The organism is Sporosarcina sp. USHLN248, from assembly GCF_037144575.1.
Taxonomy (GTDB): domain Bacteria; phylum Bacillota; class Bacilli; order Bacillales_A; family Planococcaceae; genus Sporosarcina; species Sporosarcina contaminans.
Map to the genome: position 1 here is coordinate 1 of NZ_JBBCZC010000008.1, position 17,834 is coordinate 17,834.

At 41.4% G+C, this 17,834-nt stretch carries 17 protein-coding genes and 1 pseudogene; 2 read left to right on the forward strand and 16 right to left on the reverse strand.

All coding sequences use genetic code 11. The annotated features are described in order from the left end of the window. Positions 1 to 135: 135 nt before the first annotated feature. From WFH04_RS04550 to WFH04_RS04615, 14 genes and pseudogenes are all read right to left on the reverse strand, one after another. Positions 136 to 420, reverse strand: a complete 285-nt coding sequence (locus WFH04_RS04550) for a DUF6958 family protein (RefSeq protein WP_336822881.1) — start codon at positions 418 to 420, stop codon at positions 136 to 138. A gap of 187 nt (positions 421 to 607) precedes the next feature. Beyond that, positions 608 to 1,798, reverse strand: coding sequence for a glycine C-acetyltransferase (locus WFH04_RS04555; RefSeq protein WP_336822882.1), 1,191 nt, complete (start codon positions 1,796 to 1,798; stop codon positions 608 to 610). 75 nt (positions 1,799 to 1,873) lie between these two features. Then, the gene (locus WFH04_RS04560; protein WP_336822883.1) at positions 1,874 to 2,956 is read right to left on the reverse strand and encodes a hypothetical protein; all 1,083 of its coding nucleotides are present in this window, start codon (positions 2,954 to 2,956) and stop codon (positions 1,874 to 1,876) included. A 562-nt stretch (positions 2,957 to 3,518) separates the two neighbouring features. Next, entirely contained in the window at positions 3,519 to 4,157 is a 639-nt protein-coding gene (locus tag WFH04_RS04565; RefSeq protein ID WP_336822996.1) for a YczE/YyaS/YitT family protein, read from the reverse strand. Between the two features lie 99 nt (positions 4,158 to 4,256). After that, complete coding sequence (gene ybaK, locus WFH04_RS04570) at positions 4,257 to 4,748, reverse strand: Cys-tRNA(Pro) deacylase (protein WP_336822884.1); 492 nt, start codon at positions 4,746 to 4,748, stop codon at positions 4,257 to 4,259. Positions 4,749 to 5,491: 743 nt separating this feature from the next. Further along, positions 5,492 to 5,968: a hypothetical protein gene (locus WFH04_RS04575; RefSeq protein ID WP_336822885.1), complete on the reverse strand. Its 477-nt coding sequence runs from the start codon at positions 5,966 to 5,968 to the stop codon at positions 5,492 to 5,494. 233 nt (positions 5,969 to 6,201) lie between these two features. Continuing rightward, positions 6,202 to 6,381: a hypothetical protein gene (locus tag WFH04_RS04580; RefSeq protein ID WP_336822886.1), complete on the reverse strand. Its 180-nt coding sequence runs from the start codon at positions 6,379 to 6,381 to the stop codon at positions 6,202 to 6,204. 50 nt (positions 6,382 to 6,431) lie between these two features. Then, positions 6,432 to 6,734 (reverse strand): hypothetical protein, encoded by a 303-nt coding sequence (locus WFH04_RS04585; protein WP_336822887.1) that lies wholly within the window; start codon positions 6,732 to 6,734, stop codon positions 6,432 to 6,434. A gap of 135 nt (positions 6,735 to 6,869) precedes the next feature. Beyond that, positions 6,870 to 7,334 (reverse strand): hypothetical protein, encoded by a 465-nt coding sequence (locus tag WFH04_RS04590; protein WP_336822888.1) that lies wholly within the window; start codon positions 7,332 to 7,334, stop codon positions 6,870 to 6,872. Positions 7,335 to 7,428: 94 nt separating this feature from the next. Next, positions 7,429 to 7,650 (reverse strand): annotated as a pseudogene (locus tag WFH04_RS04595) (aminopeptidase); the annotation flags it as partial. Positions 7,651 to 7,967: 317 nt separating this feature from the next. Then, entirely contained in the window at positions 7,968 to 8,564 is a 597-nt protein-coding gene (locus tag WFH04_RS04600; RefSeq protein ID WP_336822889.1) for a hypothetical protein, read from the reverse strand. 103 nt (positions 8,565 to 8,667) lie between these two features. Next, positions 8,668 to 10,833 carry a DNA topoisomerase III gene (locus tag WFH04_RS04605; RefSeq protein WP_336822890.1) on the reverse strand — a complete coding sequence of 722 codons (2,166 nt, stop codon included), beginning with the start codon at positions 10,831 to 10,833 and terminating at the stop codon, positions 8,668 to 8,670. Positions 10,834 to 11,034: 201 nt separating this feature from the next. Beyond that, positions 11,035 to 11,598 carry an NADPH-dependent FMN reductase gene (locus tag WFH04_RS04610; protein ID WP_336822891.1) on the reverse strand — a complete coding sequence of 188 codons (564 nt, stop codon included), beginning with the start codon at positions 11,596 to 11,598 and terminating at the stop codon, positions 11,035 to 11,037. Positions 11,599 to 11,685: 87 nt separating this feature from the next. Continuing rightward, on the reverse strand, positions 11,686 to 13,611 hold the full coding sequence (locus tag WFH04_RS04615; RefSeq protein ID WP_336822892.1) for a cation:proton antiporter: 1,926 nt from the start codon (positions 13,609 to 13,611) through the stop codon (positions 11,686 to 11,688). 131 nt (positions 13,612 to 13,742) lie between these two features. Here WFH04_RS04615 and WFH04_RS04620 point away from each other — a divergent pair, with 131 nt between their 5' ends. Further along, positions 13,743 to 14,798, forward strand: coding sequence for a CMP-N-acetylneuraminic acid synthetase (locus WFH04_RS04620; protein ID WP_336822893.1), 1,056 nt, complete (start codon positions 13,743 to 13,745; stop codon positions 14,796 to 14,798). Between the two features lie 30 nt (positions 14,799 to 14,828). Beyond that, positions 14,829 to 15,017: an SE1832 family protein gene (locus WFH04_RS04625; protein ID WP_336822894.1), complete on the forward strand. Its 189-nt coding sequence runs from the start codon at positions 14,829 to 14,831 to the stop codon at positions 15,015 to 15,017. 292 nt (positions 15,018 to 15,309) lie between these two features. Here WFH04_RS04625 and WFH04_RS04630 read toward each other — a convergent pair whose 3' ends face one another. Both WFH04_RS04630 and WFH04_RS04635 read right to left on the reverse strand, forming a co-directional pair. Then, positions 15,310 to 16,764 carry a phospholipase D family protein gene (locus tag WFH04_RS04630; RefSeq protein ID WP_336822895.1) on the reverse strand — a complete coding sequence of 485 codons (1,455 nt, stop codon included), beginning with the start codon at positions 16,762 to 16,764 and terminating at the stop codon, positions 15,310 to 15,312. 181 nt (positions 16,765 to 16,945) lie between these two features. After that, entirely contained in the window at positions 16,946 to 17,491 is a 546-nt protein-coding gene (locus WFH04_RS04635) for an RNA polymerase sigma factor (RefSeq protein ID WP_336822896.1), read from the reverse strand. Positions 17,492 to 17,834 lie beyond the last annotated feature (343 nt).

Here is a 17,834-nt window from a genome sequence, read left to right on the forward strand (position 1 = left end):
TACGAAAATTCACGGCCAACAGGAAAGGGGGACTTTAAAAAATGAAAAAAAGTGAAATTGAGCGAGCTCAATTTCACTTTTTTCTTATTTAAAGCTAGTTATGTCCCAGCCCGTTTCGAATCCAATATTAAGTTGTCAGCCTACATACTTCACAAAAAGTTGGCCATTGTGCATAGGACATTCCAAAAGTCCCCTTGCCTCTAAATCCGTTACAACTGCTTCCATATACCACTTGTTATTCCCGTCAAATGGCGTTAATCTTCTTAAAGTCTTTTCCGATAGCTCTTCAAATGAAATCATGCCAGCATCCTTCACTATAAAGAGCATGATTTTTTTGATTTTCTCATATCTGAACTTTACAATGACGGCGCCTTTCTTACCATTCGATTGTAATAGTTGGACGCTCTCGTTGTAATGCACCCGCTTCACTCCTATTTACATTATCTCCTCTGCCTATACCCTTTTCACTTTATTATATGCATTTTTTTATTGTTTATCGGAAAATACTTGTTTATTTAAAACGAATAAAATCCGTCATCAATAAAAGGTATAACAAAAAAGCAGAAGCGCAGTCCAATAATGGCAACGCTTCTGCTTTTTTATCCTTTTACGAAATGACGCCTAATTCTTTTCCTACTTTTTCATAGATACGCAATGCGTCATCTAACATTTCTTTTGTATGTGCTGCTGTCGGCATGTTACGTACACGTCCTGTACCTTTTGGAACGGTTGGGAAGACGATTGATTTTGCGTAGACGCCTTCCTCAATTAGACGCTTGGAGAATTGTTGTGTCAGTTTTTCTTCTCCGATAATGCACGGCGTGATTGGTGTTTCGGAAACGCCGATGTCAAAGCCTAATTTTTTCAATCCGGCTTTTAAGTAATTGCCGTTGTCCCAAAGTTTGTCATGCAGCTCGGTAGAAGCCATAATTTTGTCCAACGCGCCCATAATTGCTGCAACATCGCCTGCTGGTAAAGCAGTGGAGAATAAAAACGGACGGGAGCGGACTTTCAGCCAGTCAATCAATGCTTGTGTTCCCGCAACATAACCGCCTACTACGCCGATCGCTTTTGATAATGTACCGATTTGGAAGTCGATTTCTTTTTCAAGGCCGAAATGCTTTACAGTCCCTTTTCCTTTACCAGTTACACCAGAACCATGTGCGTCATCCACATATGTGATCAAATCAAATTCCTTTGCAATTTCAACAGCTTCAGGTAATTTTGCAATATCTCCATCCATTGAGAATACGCCGTCTGTAATATACATGATTTTGCCGTACTGGCCCGATTCTGTCGCCTCTTTCGCTTTCGCGCGCAAATCGTCCATATCCTGATGTTTCACACGTATAATTTTCGCACCAGAAAGTCTGCACCCGTCAATGATGGAAGCATGGTTCAATTCATCGGAGAGGATGGCATCCTGTTTATTCATAACAGCAGAAATGGCTGCCATATTGCAGTTGAACCCGGACTGATAGGCAATAGCAGCTTCCGTTCCTTTGAACTCCGCCAATTTTTCCTCTAATCGCAAATGAATATCAAGCGTGCCGTTGATTGTCCGCACAGCACCTGCACCAACGCCGTATTTTTCCGTCGCTTCGATTGCCAACTTTTTCAAATCCTCGTCCGTCGCAAGACCTAAATAGTTGTTCGAAGAGAGGTTGATCAAATCTTTTCCGCCAATTTTTATAATGGGGCCATTCGGGCCTTCAACTGGATCAATTTCATTGTAAAGACCCAAGTCCCTTAATTCCTGTAAATTTTCTTGTAGAAATGCATCTAACACTTTTGACACTGCGATCTTCCTTTCAAACGAGTGATGCCCCCATTTTATCATACAGGAAGCAAAAAATCGCATAAGGAAGCTGCGTTATAGTCCGATCATGCTCGTAAGCCTTTTCGCCTTTTCATCCAATTTTTCTCGAACAATCGCCTGATCCATCAATGTCCTAATTCTGCTTTCAGCCTGCGCAAATGCGTGCATATAGCCGGATGCGTCCAATATCTTCTCTCTATATCTAGCCGAAATTTCTTCAATTTTCTGGTCGGCATCTTTATCTTCTTCACATAAAGGAACAAGATCCAATAATTCATCTGCAGAGCCATCTGGATCATATTCATGGGGCTTTGTTGCATCAAAGAGGCAAACAGACAACTCAGGAAATAATATGAGATCGACACTATTTGGATCTAAGCCGCACCAGCCGTATAACACATCGACTCCCCGTTCTTCCGCTTCCTTCCCTAACGCTTTCAGCAAAGTCGATTTCCCAGAACCGGACAACCCTTTCATCAGTATACGCCGCTTCATCCGATTCGTAATCGAAGGGATAAAATCATGGGACCCGCCCGACGATAAAGAGCCGATAAGCCGATGCGAAACTGCCGATTCCTTATGCAGTTTCATCGTCCCAAATAATTCCTTTTTCAAGGAATCAATCAAATCTGCGTGACGATCCCACATCATACGGTTAATATTCACTTGTTCCCATTCATCATGGATTGTGATTGCCTCTGACAATGAGCGCAACGTTTTTTTCACAGATACCTCCGCTTGATAGAAACTATCGGCAATTTCTCTGTTTCGATCTTTCAATCTTTCCTCATCGTAAATATCGTAAAAACTGATGACCGAATGTCGGCCCCCTAACTCAAGCGGCTCCGCAGACACCGGGTACGATGCTTGCAAAATGAATAAACCGATGTCCTTAACATAAATTGCATCCGTCCTTTCCGGATTAGCTGGATTCATGAACCGGTCAACATCATGCCCCCTTTTCAAAAAATGCGCTGCCGCGTCATTAAGCATAATGGAAATCGCATGAGTCGGCGGGCATTTTAGAAAGATTGTCCTATCCGCAGATGCAATCAATGTGTCATACTTATGCGCAATTCCGTGACCAGTATAGGCAGTCCCCATATATTCCGTAATCGTTCCGTATATAATGATCATCCTTTCCGTTTTTCAAGTCTGCCTGCTACGACTACCATATGCCTAACCAATAAAAAAAAGCACGGCTTGTCTGCACATGCTTCGGAAAAATTTTGCTATAAAGCGCGTAAATTCCTACGCATCACGCTTAATTGATTTTACGTAACTTATAAAATCCGTGCTAACACACATAAGTCAGTTAATAAACGCACAAATGCTAACCCACTCCGCATAAATTCCTGACAACACGCAAAACGCTAATCCAACCCGCATAAACGCCCCGCAATACGCATAACCCCATACTAAAACGCATAACGCTCCCGCAATACGCATAAGCCTATCCAAAAGCGCATAACGCTCCCGCAATACGCATAACCCCTGTAAACCAACACATAAACAAGCTACAAATACCAGTCGCGACTCTTTGAATGCCCAACTTACAACTATAAGTAAAGTTTTTCGCCAATACTCCCCAACTTTTCACAAAGTCCGATTCAACAGAGTGGAATGCATTCTAACATTGTTCTTCGTTACGTTTTCACCGCTCCACTTGAACACCAGTAGGCAATAAGTACACACTTATTCATTTTCTCAGCAATACGTCCTCATCTTCTTCACCAACAATTTTCAACAACAGTCTGCGACATTGCGGCAAAGCATAATGAACAATTTGACCAATTAGCAAAGCGATTACAACCGTTCCAATGCCGACTGGACCTCCTAATAGCCAGCCCAAAACAGCAACGATCACTTCAATGCCCGTTCGGACGATTTTAACGCTAATGCCTAATTTCTCTACTAAAATAAGCATCAAACTATCGCGCGGTCCTGCCCCAACATTCGGGGAAACATAGATGCCAACACCGTAGGCCATTACGAGGACTCCAAAAACAAATATAATCGTTTGACCTACCAATGTGTGAATATCCGGCAATAGCCAATTGAATACATCTATAAAAATTCCAATGAGCAGCATGTTTAGCCAAGTTCCTAACTGCGGCCATTGTTTTAGAACTGCAGCTGTTGTCACGATAATAATAAAACCAGTAATAATCCCCCATGTCCCAATCGAGAGACCAAAGTTTTCATACAAGCCGACATGCAGCACATCCCACGGGCCAATTCCGAGACGCTGCCCTTTTATGGTCATCGTTATGCCCAACGACAAAACCATCATGCCGACAAGGAAAAACACCCATCTCCAAATAAATATCTTTCTCATTTGCATTGTACATTCTTCTTTCCATCTACTTGCCATTCAAAAGAATGGCTCATTTTCTTCTTGTCTATTGTAGCAGATGTCGAATCTGCATGACATCTACTATTCTTCTTTTACAAGATCATGGAAAGAAGCTTCTGCCGCTGTCAATAAATCATTTGGTTTCAATTTCATCTGTAAACCGACTTTGCCTGCGCTAACGATAATATAAGGCAGTTCCGCTGCAGATTCGTCAATAAAGGTAGGAAATTTCTTCTTCATACCAATGGCAGAACAGCCACCTTTCACGTACCCTGTCTCCTTCGTCAAATCCTTCAACGGCAGCATTTCCAACTTTTTCACACCCGCCGCTTTCGCCGCCTTTTTCAAATTCAGTTCCTCCGCTACCGGGATTATAAAAACGAAAAACTCCCGTTCCGCCATTGTCACAAGCGTCTTAAACACTGTCGAAGCTTCCTGACCGGTCTTTTCCGCAACCGAAACACCATCCAACAAGCCATCCTCTACATCATATTCCATCAATTCATAAGGGATATTTTCCTTCTCCAACATCCTAACCGCATTTGTTTTAGCCGCTTTCTTCTGCTTTCCCAAAACCTATCACCAACCTTTTTTTGTCAATGAACTTCATATTTCTACATAATTGTAATAACTCACCTATGATTGTATTACAAAGTTACCAATAGTATATCAACCATCGCAGCTTCATCACAGTAAATGCACAGTTGCTAAAAATCGCTACTTACCCACCACCTTTGCACGGTTTCCACTGTTCGACAAAAGTCCACCACCTCACCGATCCCTTGGCATTTACCATCGCTATCTGACATTAATCATCGGATATCTACATTTCAAACTATTTTAAGGAACTTCCCTCACTTTCGCTTCACTTAAAAGTAAAGGAGATTCCTAAAATCGATAGCCTATTGGCTGCAAACCTTCACCTTCCACACTTACAACGCCGATTCAATATTAAAAAGCCTTCAGAGAATCCTAACAGGTTGATGGGCGAATAGTAGAATTAACAACGTAAATATCAGGTTATTCAGCAAATAAAAACGCTCAAATCTGAGCGTTTCAGCTTGTTGACAAACGCTCGCATACTGCGTTGCTCGTCTCGCTCGTCCCCTCATGAACCTTAAGTTCTATTCGGGTCTTCGCTCGACTTCGCGCCTTGTCTGGCAGGCGTTTTCAAGCCAAGCTGGGCAAACACTTATCCCATAACTAAAAACCTTTAAAAGACTGTAGACAAAGTGAAAAAATACTTTGTCTACAGTCTGAAACGCTCAAATCTGAGCGTTTTTTTGGCGAACTATTTATTATCTTTGTTTAGCGATTTATTTCTCATGAACTTTTACATAAACACTTCCAAAAATGTCGTCCCCAATATATGCATCTAACTTCCACATTCCACTTTTAGGGAGCGTCATATTTGTTGGCATATGCTGATCTGCACCATTAATTGGGCTAAGATTGGTATTCCCTGACTTTGGAAAAACCGTTATTTCTTCGTCACTGTTTTCGTGGGTGCCTAAAACAATAAAATCACCAATTAACTCATCTTCATTTCCCCAAAAATGCCACATATACTTTTGTGTTTTATCTGGATAAAATCGAACTACTTCGCTATCATCGTAAATAAAACCCAAACGCCCCTCTTCCCCGATCATTGTATAACTTCCTGATTTAAAAAGAGGACTTTCATTCCAATTGTGTTGAATCACTTCTGCTTTTGTTGGCTCTTCATCATTACACCCCACAATAAATAGCGTTAAAAATAATGCGCAAATTAAAATTAATTTTTTGTTGAACATATACATCTCCCTCCATTTTCTTACAATCAAACTGCCCCTATAGTTGAATAAAAAAAGTCCATTTGTATAATTTGTTAATGTGTTTTTCGTGTCATGATAAGAAGTTTCGGCTTTGACAGCAAAAAATCCTTCTCCACTTAAAAAAATTTTGTACTAACCTACTTAGGTATAAAAGGTGCCGCCCCCAAATTTGAAGTAAAGCACACGTTCACTAACAAAACTTCCAATTTGAATCAATAATCAATTGAATTGGCTATATCTAACAAGGCTTCAGGAGTAACTTTATCTGATACCCGTTTATCAATACTTATCATGTATTGCCAATCGTCTATCTCGAAAACAAGCACATTAAATCCTAAAATCGTCATATAGTTGGCTACAACCCCATTTTTTAATTCATAGGTTTTTACCACGTACTTCTCTCTTATAGGAATATGATTCTTTATCGGTCGAACATAATTTTTTAATGATTTTCAGATAGTTGATCATTTATAAATTTCACTTCAAATGCGTCATTCATGTCGCCATCTAAATCACTAAAGCTACCAAAATGATGGGTAAAGCTTATTGGTGGTACTCTAAGCGGGAGCTTAAGTTTTTGTTTGAAATGTTGTTCAAAATCGTCCAATGCAGCTTCCACAGTTTTGTAACCTATTTCGGGATAAATCTCTTCATAAGGACTGGGTTTATCGTTTGCAGTTGCATCTATGGTCAAGAAAAACAACAAACAAAATGATATTAACAATAGCGAAATGAATTTGGTCATTTTTAATCACCTCAAATACTCTTTAGGTGTAGTTTTCCCAGCTTCATTAAAATTATCAAATTGATATTGCTTTGTTAAAATCGCCACAGTTAGTTTAAGTAGTATAAGCTACAAAACAAGCAATTTTCCTACATACTATTCCTCATCCGTCTTGCTAACGGAATGTACATTCAAAGTCTCACTTACTTGTGTTGCAAAATCGCTTCCCAAGGCCTGAACAGTAATATGGTCGTGGAATATCCTTTCACCAAATTCCCATTCAATGGACCAGCCATCATTCCCATCTATGTCGTAACCAATAAGCCTTCTTTCCCCCCATGTCCCTGTTCCTGTTGGGGTTATCCAAAATAATATTGTTTCAACATTCTCTACTTCTGCGGAGATCGTCATTGCATTCACACCTTCTGGTACAATATGCCAGCCATCCTTTACTTTTAGGTCTGAATCTATCTTTAGAATTTGAGCTTGATCTTCTTTATCGTTAGAATGATCAGTTATACCATCTAAACCTTCTACTGATTGATTTTCAGCGACATTATTACATGCCGATAAAATTAGTATCATCAATAAAAAAAATAAAACCTTTGCATTCTTTCCCATACATACCCTCCATTATTAGTTGCAACATGAAAAGAGCTCTAAAGTAATCTACACATTCCTACTCAGGCATTTATAGATACAAGAAAATTCAAACCTATATTTTCCATTCACCGTTTTCCATTATTAGAATTTCTTCCTTTTCTAATAATCCGTAGACACTCATGGAGCGATCACCAAACATAAGATCTTCATGAACAGCTGATCGATTCATACCTAACTCTGTTAGTTCTTCTTCATTCTTTAAAGGTCCATCCAAAATATTATCAATGTACGCTTGACCTAATGCAATATGACAAGCTGCATTTTCATCAAGTAGTGTACTTTTGACTTTATTAAATCACCCTTTTCAACTGCCACCCCAATATTCACTATTATTTTGGAATAGTTATTTAAATACATAAAATGCTCACCACTCCTTTAATTTAAAAGCAAAGACTCACCCCTAAAGATATTCCATTATATTCTGTGTATTTCAACGCGAATTGTGATTCCAATTCATCAATAGAAAGCATCTACATGTTGTTGGAAGAAAAACAGGGACATCAATTCTTATGTGAACTGATGTCCCTGCACTCTATGTTTTAATATTTTCTCCCCATTAACCGAGCTCACTATGAGAAGCCTACAGCTTTTTTACGCTGTTCTTGAGAAAATAGGCCATTCGATTGCATAGCCTTTCTTTTTCGCCTCTACTTGGATCGTGTAGGCGGAGATTGCTTTTGTAAATTGCTTTTTCTCTAAGGTTTCGATGCTTCCCACTTTAAAAGGAATATTGACTGATGCCATTTTGAATGGCAACCGCTGTTCAGCAGTAGCCGCATTCAGTTCCGCCTCCGCTTTCCTTTGGATGGAAAGCTGTGCTTCGGTTTCACGGATTTTTGCGGAAGCAGTCGCTGCCAACTGTTGGTCAGCAGTCGTTGGTGCAGGGACGGAAATGGCTTCCCTGCGAACGTCGCGCCAAAGATCAATTGTTTCTTCGAGCGACTTGCCAATCGGCATCGATATTTGTTTCATTTGCCCCGCATCTAATTTTTGAAACTCTTTCGTTTCAACAGGAGCTTCAGGTTCTTGATCTCCACGCAACAACGCCTCTAATTCAGAAAGTGTCTTTTGATTGCGACCATTATACGCCGCTTGGCGATCATATGCAGCTTCGGCATTTCTTCTTCGGATCGAATTATATCTTTGCAGCTGGTCTGCTGCGGATGCGAATGTCATCACGGCATTCATGTCCTGTACCTCCGATCAAATGGGTATCTTTTTTAAAGGTAGATGTATCAAAATTATACCCATTTTTTCCAAAGGCTTATATCGGACAAAAGACTCTAAAAACTTATTTTTCAAATAGTTGCTTTAGCGCATCCGCCAGCGCTGTATTTACTGGTTCTTCCTGTTTTTTTAAGTATTTTTGTACATCTCGCTTATCCGCTTTCTTGCCGCCTGAATTTGCACGCCGTTTTTCGAATGCGGACAATTTCTCCCGGTAGCCGCATTTGCAAACGAAAATACGTCCATCTCCCTCTCCACGTAGCTCCAACTTTTTCTTGCAGTTCGGACAGCGTGCATTCGTCAATGTCGATACATTGCGTCGGTGCCCACATTCCCGATCTTGGCAGACGAGCATTTTGCCACGTTTACCGTTTACTTCCAACAACGGTTTGCCACAATCAGGGCACATTTTTCCTGTAACGTTATCATGGCGGAACTTTTTGTCATCCGTCTTAATTTCCTTTACCGTTTTCTTCGAGAAATCAATCATTTCTTTCATGAACGATTCTTTTTTCATTTTTCCATTCGCGATTTTCGTTAAGCTTTGCTCCCATTCAGCCGTCAAAGCAGGAGACTTCAAATCATCCGGCACTAATTCAAGGAGCTGCCTTCCTTTCGAAGTCGTATAAATGTCATTCCCTTTCTTTTCAATGACGAAGGAGCTGAACAGTTTTTCAATAATATCCGCTCGGGTAGCGACTGTTCCTAATCCGCCCGTCTCGCCAAGTGTCTTGATCAGATCTTTCGATTCGCCAGCCATGAATTGTGCTGGATTTTCCATCGCCGCAAGCAAAGTCCCTTCATTAAACCGTGCAGGGGGCTTTGTCTGTCCTTCTGTCCTAATGATGGCGCGAATTTTTAAGCTCTCCCCTTTTTGGAATGCCGGAAGCCGATCCGTATCTTCTTCTATATCATCGGTGGAATAAACAGCCTTCCACCCTTCATCCGTTACCGTCCGGCCTTTTGCTGTGAACTTCTCGCCACCTGCTTCCAACTCAACCGTCACTTGGTCATAGCGGAACGGACCGAAAAACACAGCTAAGAACCGTTTCACAATAAGGTCGTACAATCGCTGTTCTTTATCGGAAAGACTTTGCATAATCGGCGTCTCTTCTGTCGGTATGATCGCATGGTGATCGGATACGCGCTTATCGTCAATGACGCCCTTTTGCGGTTTAAACGCATTTTTGCGCAACAACACTGAAGTCAATTTGCGGTATGGTCCAATATCAACAGCTTTAATGCGCTCCTTCATCGTTCCCGCCATGTCTGACGTCAAATGCTTGGAGTCTGTCCTTGGATAGGTAACTGCCTTATGCCGTTCATACAAATTTTGGAGTGTCGACAACGTCTCTTTCGCCGACCACGACCACCGTTTATGCGCTTCTTTTTGCAGTTCAGTCAAGTCGAATAAAGAAGGAGCCGGTTGGGATTTCGGCGTCGTTTTCACATCTTTTACCGTTCCGGAATGAATCCCGTCCAAAGCAGCCAATTTCCGATCAATTAATTCTTTGTCGAAAGATTGTGTTTGCCCATCTCCATTTTGCCAAGTGAATTTTACACTTTCCGTCAATGCTTGCATGCCGTAATACGTTTTCGGCTTAAACTCGCGAATTTGTCTTTCACGCTCTGCAATCATCGACAATGTCGGCGTCTGTACGCGTCCTGTCGATAATTGTGCGTTATATTTTACCGTTAAAGCTCTCGTCGCGTTTATGCCGACGACCCAATCAGCTTCCGCACGCGCAACAGCCGCTTCGTATAAATTTTCGTAGGCTCGACCGTCTTTTAAATGATTAAAGCCATCCTTGATTGCCTTATCCGTAACAGATGAAATCCAAAGCCGTTTTACCGGCTTGCGGTTTTTTGCCATTTCTAAAATCCAACGCGCGACCAATTCCCCTTCACGGCCTGCATCTGTCGCGATGATCACTTCATTGACGTCATTACGCCTTAATTGCGCCTTCACCGCGTTGTATTGCTTTGTCGTCTGGCGAATAGGCGTCAATTTGAAAGGGGCTGGAAGTATCGGCAAATGCTCTAACTTCCATTCCTTGTATTCATTGCTATATCCTTCAGGATCCGCATGCGTAACAAGATGCCCCAACGCCCATGTCACAATATATTTTGGTCCTTCTAAAAAGCCATTACCTTTTTTATTACAGCCTAACACCCTCGCAATATCCCGCCCTACCGAGGGCTTCTCGGCTAATACTACTGATTTGGACATAACAAAATCCCCTTTCTACATACACCAATTATACGGAAGAACCGTTCCGATGCCAATCGAATCACAAACGCTCCACATTGTTCACGTAATGGCTGTAACTTAAACGCACCAGTATTTCTCCACAACAAAAACTGGTGAAGAAACAATTTTCGTTTCAACACCAGCTTCAGCCTTACGATTTATTTGAAAGTTATTCGTACATTAATTTTCATCGATTGCGTCTCTTGACAAATCTTTGCTCATTTCTGCATATTTCACAAAGACACTTGCCATTTCTTTTAGACGTTTATGAATTTCATCGTCTGTAATCCGATTGTTTTCATCAAAATGACCTGAATGGGTATAGACATAGTTTGGCGTTACCAGGCATCGGAAATAGTCTAATATTGGCTTTAATTGATTTTCAACAACTAAGTGGTGCTGATATGTACCGCCATTTGCTACAATCGATACCGGTTTATAGCGCATCGTATGCGGATGAAGCATGTCAAACGCATTTTTGAGTACGCCTGGAATCGAACCTTGGAAAATCGGAGTGGCGATAATATAGCCGTCCGCCTCCTCAAACTTCCGAGATAGTTTTTGCATATCTTCATTATACTGCTCAATCGGACGTCCATCGACAAATTGATGGGTATAATCCGATAGACTTACAAGTTCCAACTCATAGCCGCACCCCGTATCTTTTATATACGTGCGGACTTGTTCAAGCACTGCGCCTGTTTTGCTGCCGATAATGGTCCCGTCCACAAACAAAACTTTCACTGAACATCCTCCTCAAAGCTGTTTTCCATTATCCATCGTACCAAAGAAATAGGCCGGTGACCTTAATTAAGCTCTACCGGCCTTACTTCACTTTTTAGATTGAGGAGCATCTCCGGGAATCGTTGGCCTATTGCCATTCGTATCCTCAGTGAATAGTTCTTCAATTTTTTCATAAGGCAAGCCGCTTCCACCATTTTCTACATCCAATCTTTCTTTTACCCGCTCAATCGTTTTTGCAGGAGAAGTCAACGCAATAATTGCATCGCCTGCAACTGCTTGCAATTCTCTTTTCGGAGTGAAAAATTCGATAGAACCATCTTCACGGAGAATGTAAAGCAAGATGGATTTATCGTCCCGCTCCCGCAAGTATTGAGTGTAACTATATTGCTTTGTTATGAGCGTCTTTCGAATGACATGACCAGCATGCATCCTCTCTTCTAAGCTATAAATGGAAATGGATGGCTGGAACAGCGTTTGCCCTCCCGAAATTGTAAAAGTCTCAATATCTTTTCCGACATGGAAAGCAGTTTGGAACAGATGATCTCTTCCAAGGTCCGGCACAAAGTCGGCACAGACATGCGCGTTATAAATATCGGATTTTGTCATTGACAGCATATAACGGTATGGCGTCAAATCGATGTGGTACTCAATCTGTTCCGACAAAATATCCCCAACATAACTGTTCAATCCTAACTTTCTCGCCTCCGAAAGAGCTGCCCATGATTCATCGATCAAAAGCACTTCATTTCCAGTCTCTTTAATGGATTGCGCTAAAGCTGCAGAGAAACGCGAACCTCCAATAATGGAGACTCCGGATTCGTCTGTCGTCGTTAAATTCAACTTCTTGGCAATAAACCCGATCGAGAAACCGTGAAGAACGACTGTTGATAGCACTAAGGCAAATGTAAGCGCCGTTAGCAACTCCGCGTCTTCATACCCGTTTTCCAAAAGGATCGTTGCAAAATAGCCAGAAACAGTAAGTGCAACAATGCCTCGTGGAGCAATCCAACCAATGAGCAGTTTTTCCCTGACGTTCAACTCCGTACCGATCGTCGATATCCAAACCGACAATGGACGGACGATGAAAAGCATTGCCAACACATATAGAATGATTGACGGATTCGTAATTTCCAATAAAATCTCCGGGTCCAAAGACGCGGTCAGCATGACAAAAATGCCAGAAATCAACAGGACTGATATGTTTTCTTTGAAATGTCGGACATCATTCAATGTCGTCAAACGCATATTGGCCATTTTCATCCCCATTGCGGTTACCGCTAACAGCCCCGTCTCATGCATAATTTCATCTGACAAGACGAAGATGAACAACACAATGACGAATAATATAGGTGCCTTTAAAAACTCGGGAATAGCTCCGCGCTCAAACGAGTTACCGATCAATAGCGCTGCAATCCATCCTAAAAAGACGGCAAAAGCCGAAGCCGCAAAGAATAATAGCAGCGATTTCAACGTCACTTCACTATTGATAAACTTTATGAATTCAAAAGCGAAGACGGCCAACAATGCGCCAAACGGGTCAACGACAATTCCTTCCCATTTAAGTATTGCTGCAGGTCTCGGCTTCAGCTTCGCTTGTCGTAGCAGAGGCAAAATGACGGTCGGTCCCGTCACGATGAAAAGTCCCCCGATAATAAACGCCACTTCCCATGAAAGCCCGGCCAAAAAGTGAGCTGCAAGTGAACCCGCAATCCAAGCGATGAATGCTCCGAACGTAACAATCCTTCCAACTGGTTTACTGAATCCTTTAATTTCCCTTACATCTAAATTCAAACTGCCTTCAAACAAAATAATTGCTACAGCGAAGGTGATAATCGGACTAAAGAGATCACCCATACTTTCTTTCGGATTGATCAAATCAAAAATGGGTCCAACCAATAGTCCCACAATCGACATGACGACGATCGCAGGCATGCGATATTTCCACGCGATCCATTGCGACAGCATCCCGATCAGGATGACAAGCATCAAGTCGAACAGCAAAGAATCAAACACAAAATCCCCCATCTCTCTTGAGAATAAAAGCTATTTTAACATATTTTCAATGACAAACCACCTATTTGTACATATCTCAATTTTACTGAACATAGGGTGAAAGGAGAGTGTTTCTTACAGGATGAGAAAGGGTGATTCCAATCGAAGTTTTAAAGAAGAAAACTGTAGCGTTTTACATTTCCCGAGCAGATGGCAAAGGCGATTATCCGGCAAGGCGAGCTGCCTATTTGGCAAAAGAAATAGCCGAAGAAGCAAATTGCTTGTTCATAGTCGGCGAACAGTCCCCTCCTGCCCCCGATGGCTTTAAATCGATAGAAATCGGAAAAAATTCTTCACTGCTGCAGGCACTTGCCGTACTGCGGCCAGATCTGTTAGTGCGAGATTCCGGTTCAACATTTTCTGAAGAAGTGGAAAAAATTATAGAAATCGTTCCATCTGTCCTTCATTTTGATGATTTTGGCGAAGGTGGACAACATGCAGACCTCGTCCTTCAAACATTGTATAGTGAAACAGCAGAAGAAGTAGCGGACCATTACGTTATTGACCGGAATTTATTTATTGCGGACGAGTCCTATCTTCCATTTGCAAAAATCGGATTGAAAAAGAAAGCGCCCGGACCTTTGCCACATTTGGTCATTTCGTTTGGCGAAGAAGATGAAGGAAATTTGTCTTATCGGGCATTGCGGCACGTATCTCAACTTCAAATTCCTCTGAAGGTGACCATTTTAATCGGAGAACGCTATCCGCATGACGTAAGTACACTTCGGATGATGGCATTAGGAAGAAGAAACACAGTCATTATGCAACCACCTTATCATGTACCGGAAGTATATGCTGACGCTGATGTCATACTTTGCAGTTCAGGATATATGCCATACGAAATCGCTCTATTAGGCATCCCGACGATCGTCCTGTCACAAAATGAATTTGAAGTTGGACTATCGTTTCCAAAAGAGCAACACGGCTTCATCCACTTAGGGTTAGGCAGAAAAGTAAAACAATCGAATTTATTGAATGCCATTATGGAGCCTCTCCTCCATGAATCCCTTCGCCAAAGAGCTGTAGATCGGCAACTCGCACTGAATTTAGGGAACGGCAAGGAATCAGTGTTGGAAGCGATCCGCTATTATTTAGAATATCCGAAACGTGGGACGAGCGGAAAGGAAATGTCCGATATGCTACAATAGGGGAAAAGCGACTGACTGGGGGCCTCTATTATGAATAAAAGACAGATTGAAAATGAAATCGCTGAATTGAAAATGGACTATATATCCTTACAAGGTGATATTGAAAAATTGGAATCGACAGGACATGAAGACTCCGTCCGTAAAGCAGAGGAACGTTTAGCTAAAATGGAAAGTAGGCTTGCAGAGCTGAATGAGCAATTGGCGACTTTATCAAATTAAAAGAGCGGGTGATGAAACAGTAAATGTTTCTCACCCGCTCAGTTTGTTTAACAAAGGCTATCTAAAGCTGCTCAAGAAGTTCGGTATACCTATCTAACAAAAAGCTCGATTTAAGCTCTTTACAGAAGTGAAGTCGTTTGTTTCGGAAGGCAGTAATCCTACATTCAAACACTCTCTTTGAGCTATATTGATGAATGTTTTCAGCAACGCTGAAGTAGCCATTTCGTTTCACCTCTCCCAATATTGAGCTATTGTACATCAGCAAGTATCTTGAATGCCTTTTCCATAGCAATTAATACGTCGTCAGTTTCAACAATTCTTGCAGTTTATAAATACCTCTTTGAAAAAACGTAAATGTGTTTTGATATTCCTCGAAATCTACAGTATACAAAGCATCCTCATTATTCCATAGCCGATCGAAATAGCTTCTGATTTGCCGAACAAGTTTGCTATCATTATCAGCGACGATCCGCAAATTCGCTTCCAAATTGTAGTTGTCTAATGTTCGGCCCGTCAAATTGGCGGAGCCGTTCGTTATATATGTTTTATCTTCTGTTTGAATCGCAACCAATTTCGTATGGTATTGGCCGATCACAGTATTATACCAGCGTATCTCAATCTTCCCGTTTGAATCCTTCATCATTTGTTGGACGACTGGCCGATTCGGCAACCCTGATTTTTCATTGCCGAAGGAGTTTTCGTTCGGGTCTAAAATCATTTCCACCTCTACACCCCGATTGGCCGCATCCGTAATCGCCTTCACAACTTCAGGCATCGCAATGAAAAACATGCCCATTTGAATTTTATCCCCTTCGACAGTTTTTTCGATATCAGCCATGAGCGTATCCAAAATTTTCTTTTCCGTAACATATTGCACTTCATATTCTCCCTGTTCACCATTAGTTGTCTCAATGCGAGGCAACGTTCCGCCGTTTGTATAATGAAGAACTGCCTCTTCTGCTTCCAAAATATCGTTCAGCACACTCCCTTTTACTTTCATGGCGACATTGCCGTGAAAACCGCTCGCATTATGCGGATTGCCTGATGTGACAATTGCCGCTTGATCGGTCACAATTGTCTTTCTATGATTTGCTTTCACATTAAGCAAAACCAAATAGGCGGACAATGTCATTTTCGGCGCTTCGCTTGCCATTGCGTTCGGAATCCACCCCTTCTTCCCTTCATTCGTCCCCCACTGAAAGATCGTTCTATACAAGCCAGAATAGAGCGGGGTAGAATCACGCAACTTTTCCAAATCGGTATAGACAACTTCAATTCCCGCTTCCTCCAACTGATCGAACCAAATAGAATTGTAGGAACCATATCCAATATTAAGTGGATCAGTAATGTAAACGATGCGCATTTTAGGTGAGTTCTGTTTCTTTTCAATTAACTTCGATGTCAACGTCTGAGCAATCTCCGGGAAATCGACTTGTTCATCTGAATAATGATCCATTAAGAAGAAATCCAACACGATAAAAGACTCGGCTTCGTCAATCATCTTATACACTTCGTCAAATATGGTTAGTTCGTGCTCCATCCCATCCCCTTCCTCATTTTGCGCGTACGTCAAATCAACAAGCATTTCTATACTATCTGTCTTATGTAATTCGTCTGCGTAATTGATGCCTGCAGGTAATGGTTTATTCGTATGCCAAACAATAACCCCAATATATAAGAAGAGAAATAAAAGAATGCTTACAACCAATAACTGTTTTACATGCATTCTTTCTTTAAATTTCCTCATACCCTCAACCCCATCCAACGAAACTATCTATGAATTTTCCCTTTCTGAACCGATCACAAACAAAAGAAAAATGGAAGTTAGGAAACTTCGTTCAATGAACAGCGTCCTAAAAAAGAGACTACCCAAAACGGGCAGCCTCAAAGTATAGGGGAAATAGTAATAAACTGTTGCACGCAGTTTCTTATACCAGCACATATTCCTGAACAGCAGTGTCGTCCATCATTAATTCTTTCAAATACTTTTTCGCACGGAATAAACGTGATTTCACTGTACCGATTGACACTTTCATTAGTTCTGCGATTTCAATTAAAGAGTATTGGTGAACATAAAAGTATTCAATCGTTTTACGGTAAATGCCGTCTAATTCATTGATTTTCTGCTGAACCATCGTTTGAACATCATTTTGTTCAATCATTTCAACAGGTGTCATTTGATCGCTCGGAATTAAGTCCAAAATAGGCACGTCCAATGTTTCCGGCTGGTGCATAACATGCTTGCTCCGTCTAACATCCTTGCGGTAGCGATCCCGGAACGTATTCATGCAAATCGTCGTTAACCAAGCTTTCATGCGGTCAACATTATCCATTTTGCCGCTATAGCGGACAACTTTCACCCAAACATCTTGCATGAGGTCTTCTGCCTCTTCCTTATTACGAGTCAATTTCAAACATAAATGATATATGTATCTGCCATACTCTTCATATAGCTCCGTTAAATCCATTTTCATCCGATAACGCCTCCGATTTGTAACTGTTGAATTCATTATCGGCTTTTTCCATATTACAAACTATCGCTTTCCCTTTCACTTTACTTACAAACTTGTAAGTCAACGTGAACATTATGTGAACAACGATAGAATCGAGTGAATCGTATCATCATTATGCGGTTGTTTTAGTCATAGATTTTGATTTTATTGGCGCAAATTCTCGTTTTACTGGCGGTTCTCTTCGGTTTTCTGGCGCATCTTTCTATACTATTGGCGCACGCTGCCGTTTTACGGACCGTGAAATGCAATCTTACTGGCAAGGTCTTGTGTTCACTTGCGCCTACACCATTTTACAAGCCCCGAA

Coding starts and splice junctions, on each gene's coding strand:
- WFH04_RS04585 (WP_336822887.1), bottom strand. CDS start 6,734: ATGACCAAATTCATTTCGCTATTGTTAATATCATTTTGTTTGTTGTTT.
- WFH04_RS04560 (WP_336822883.1), bottom strand. CDS start 2,956: ATGATCATTATATACGGAACGATTACGGAATATATGGGGACTGCCTAT.
- WFH04_RS04630 (WP_336822895.1), bottom strand. CDS start 16,764: ATGAGGAAATTTAAAGAAAGAATGCATGTAAAACAGTTATTGGTTGTA.
- WFH04_RS04625 (WP_336822894.1), top strand. CDS start 14,829: ATGAATAAAAGACAGATTGAAAATGAAATCGCTGAATTGAAAATGGAC.
- WFH04_RS04575 (WP_336822885.1), bottom strand. CDS start 5,968: ATGTTCAACAAAAAATTAATTTTAATTTGCGCATTATTTTTAACGCTA.
- WFH04_RS04590 (WP_336822888.1), bottom strand. CDS start 7,334: ATGGGAAAGAATGCAAAGGTTTTATTTTTTTTATTGATGATACTAATT.
- WFH04_RS04605 (WP_336822890.1), bottom strand. CDS start 10,833: ATGTCCAAATCAGTAGTATTAGCCGAGAAGCCCTCGGTAGGGCGGGAT.
- WFH04_RS04600 (WP_336822889.1), bottom strand. CDS start 8,564: ATGAATGCCGTGATGACATTCGCATCCGCAGCAGACCAGCTGCAAAGA.
- WFH04_RS04565 (WP_336822996.1), bottom strand. CDS start 4,157: ATGAGAAAGATATTTATTTGGAGATGGGTGTTTTTCCTTGTCGGCATG.
- WFH04_RS04635 (WP_336822896.1), bottom strand. CDS start 17,491: ATGAAAATGGATTTAACGGAGCTATATGAAGAGTATGGCAGATACATA.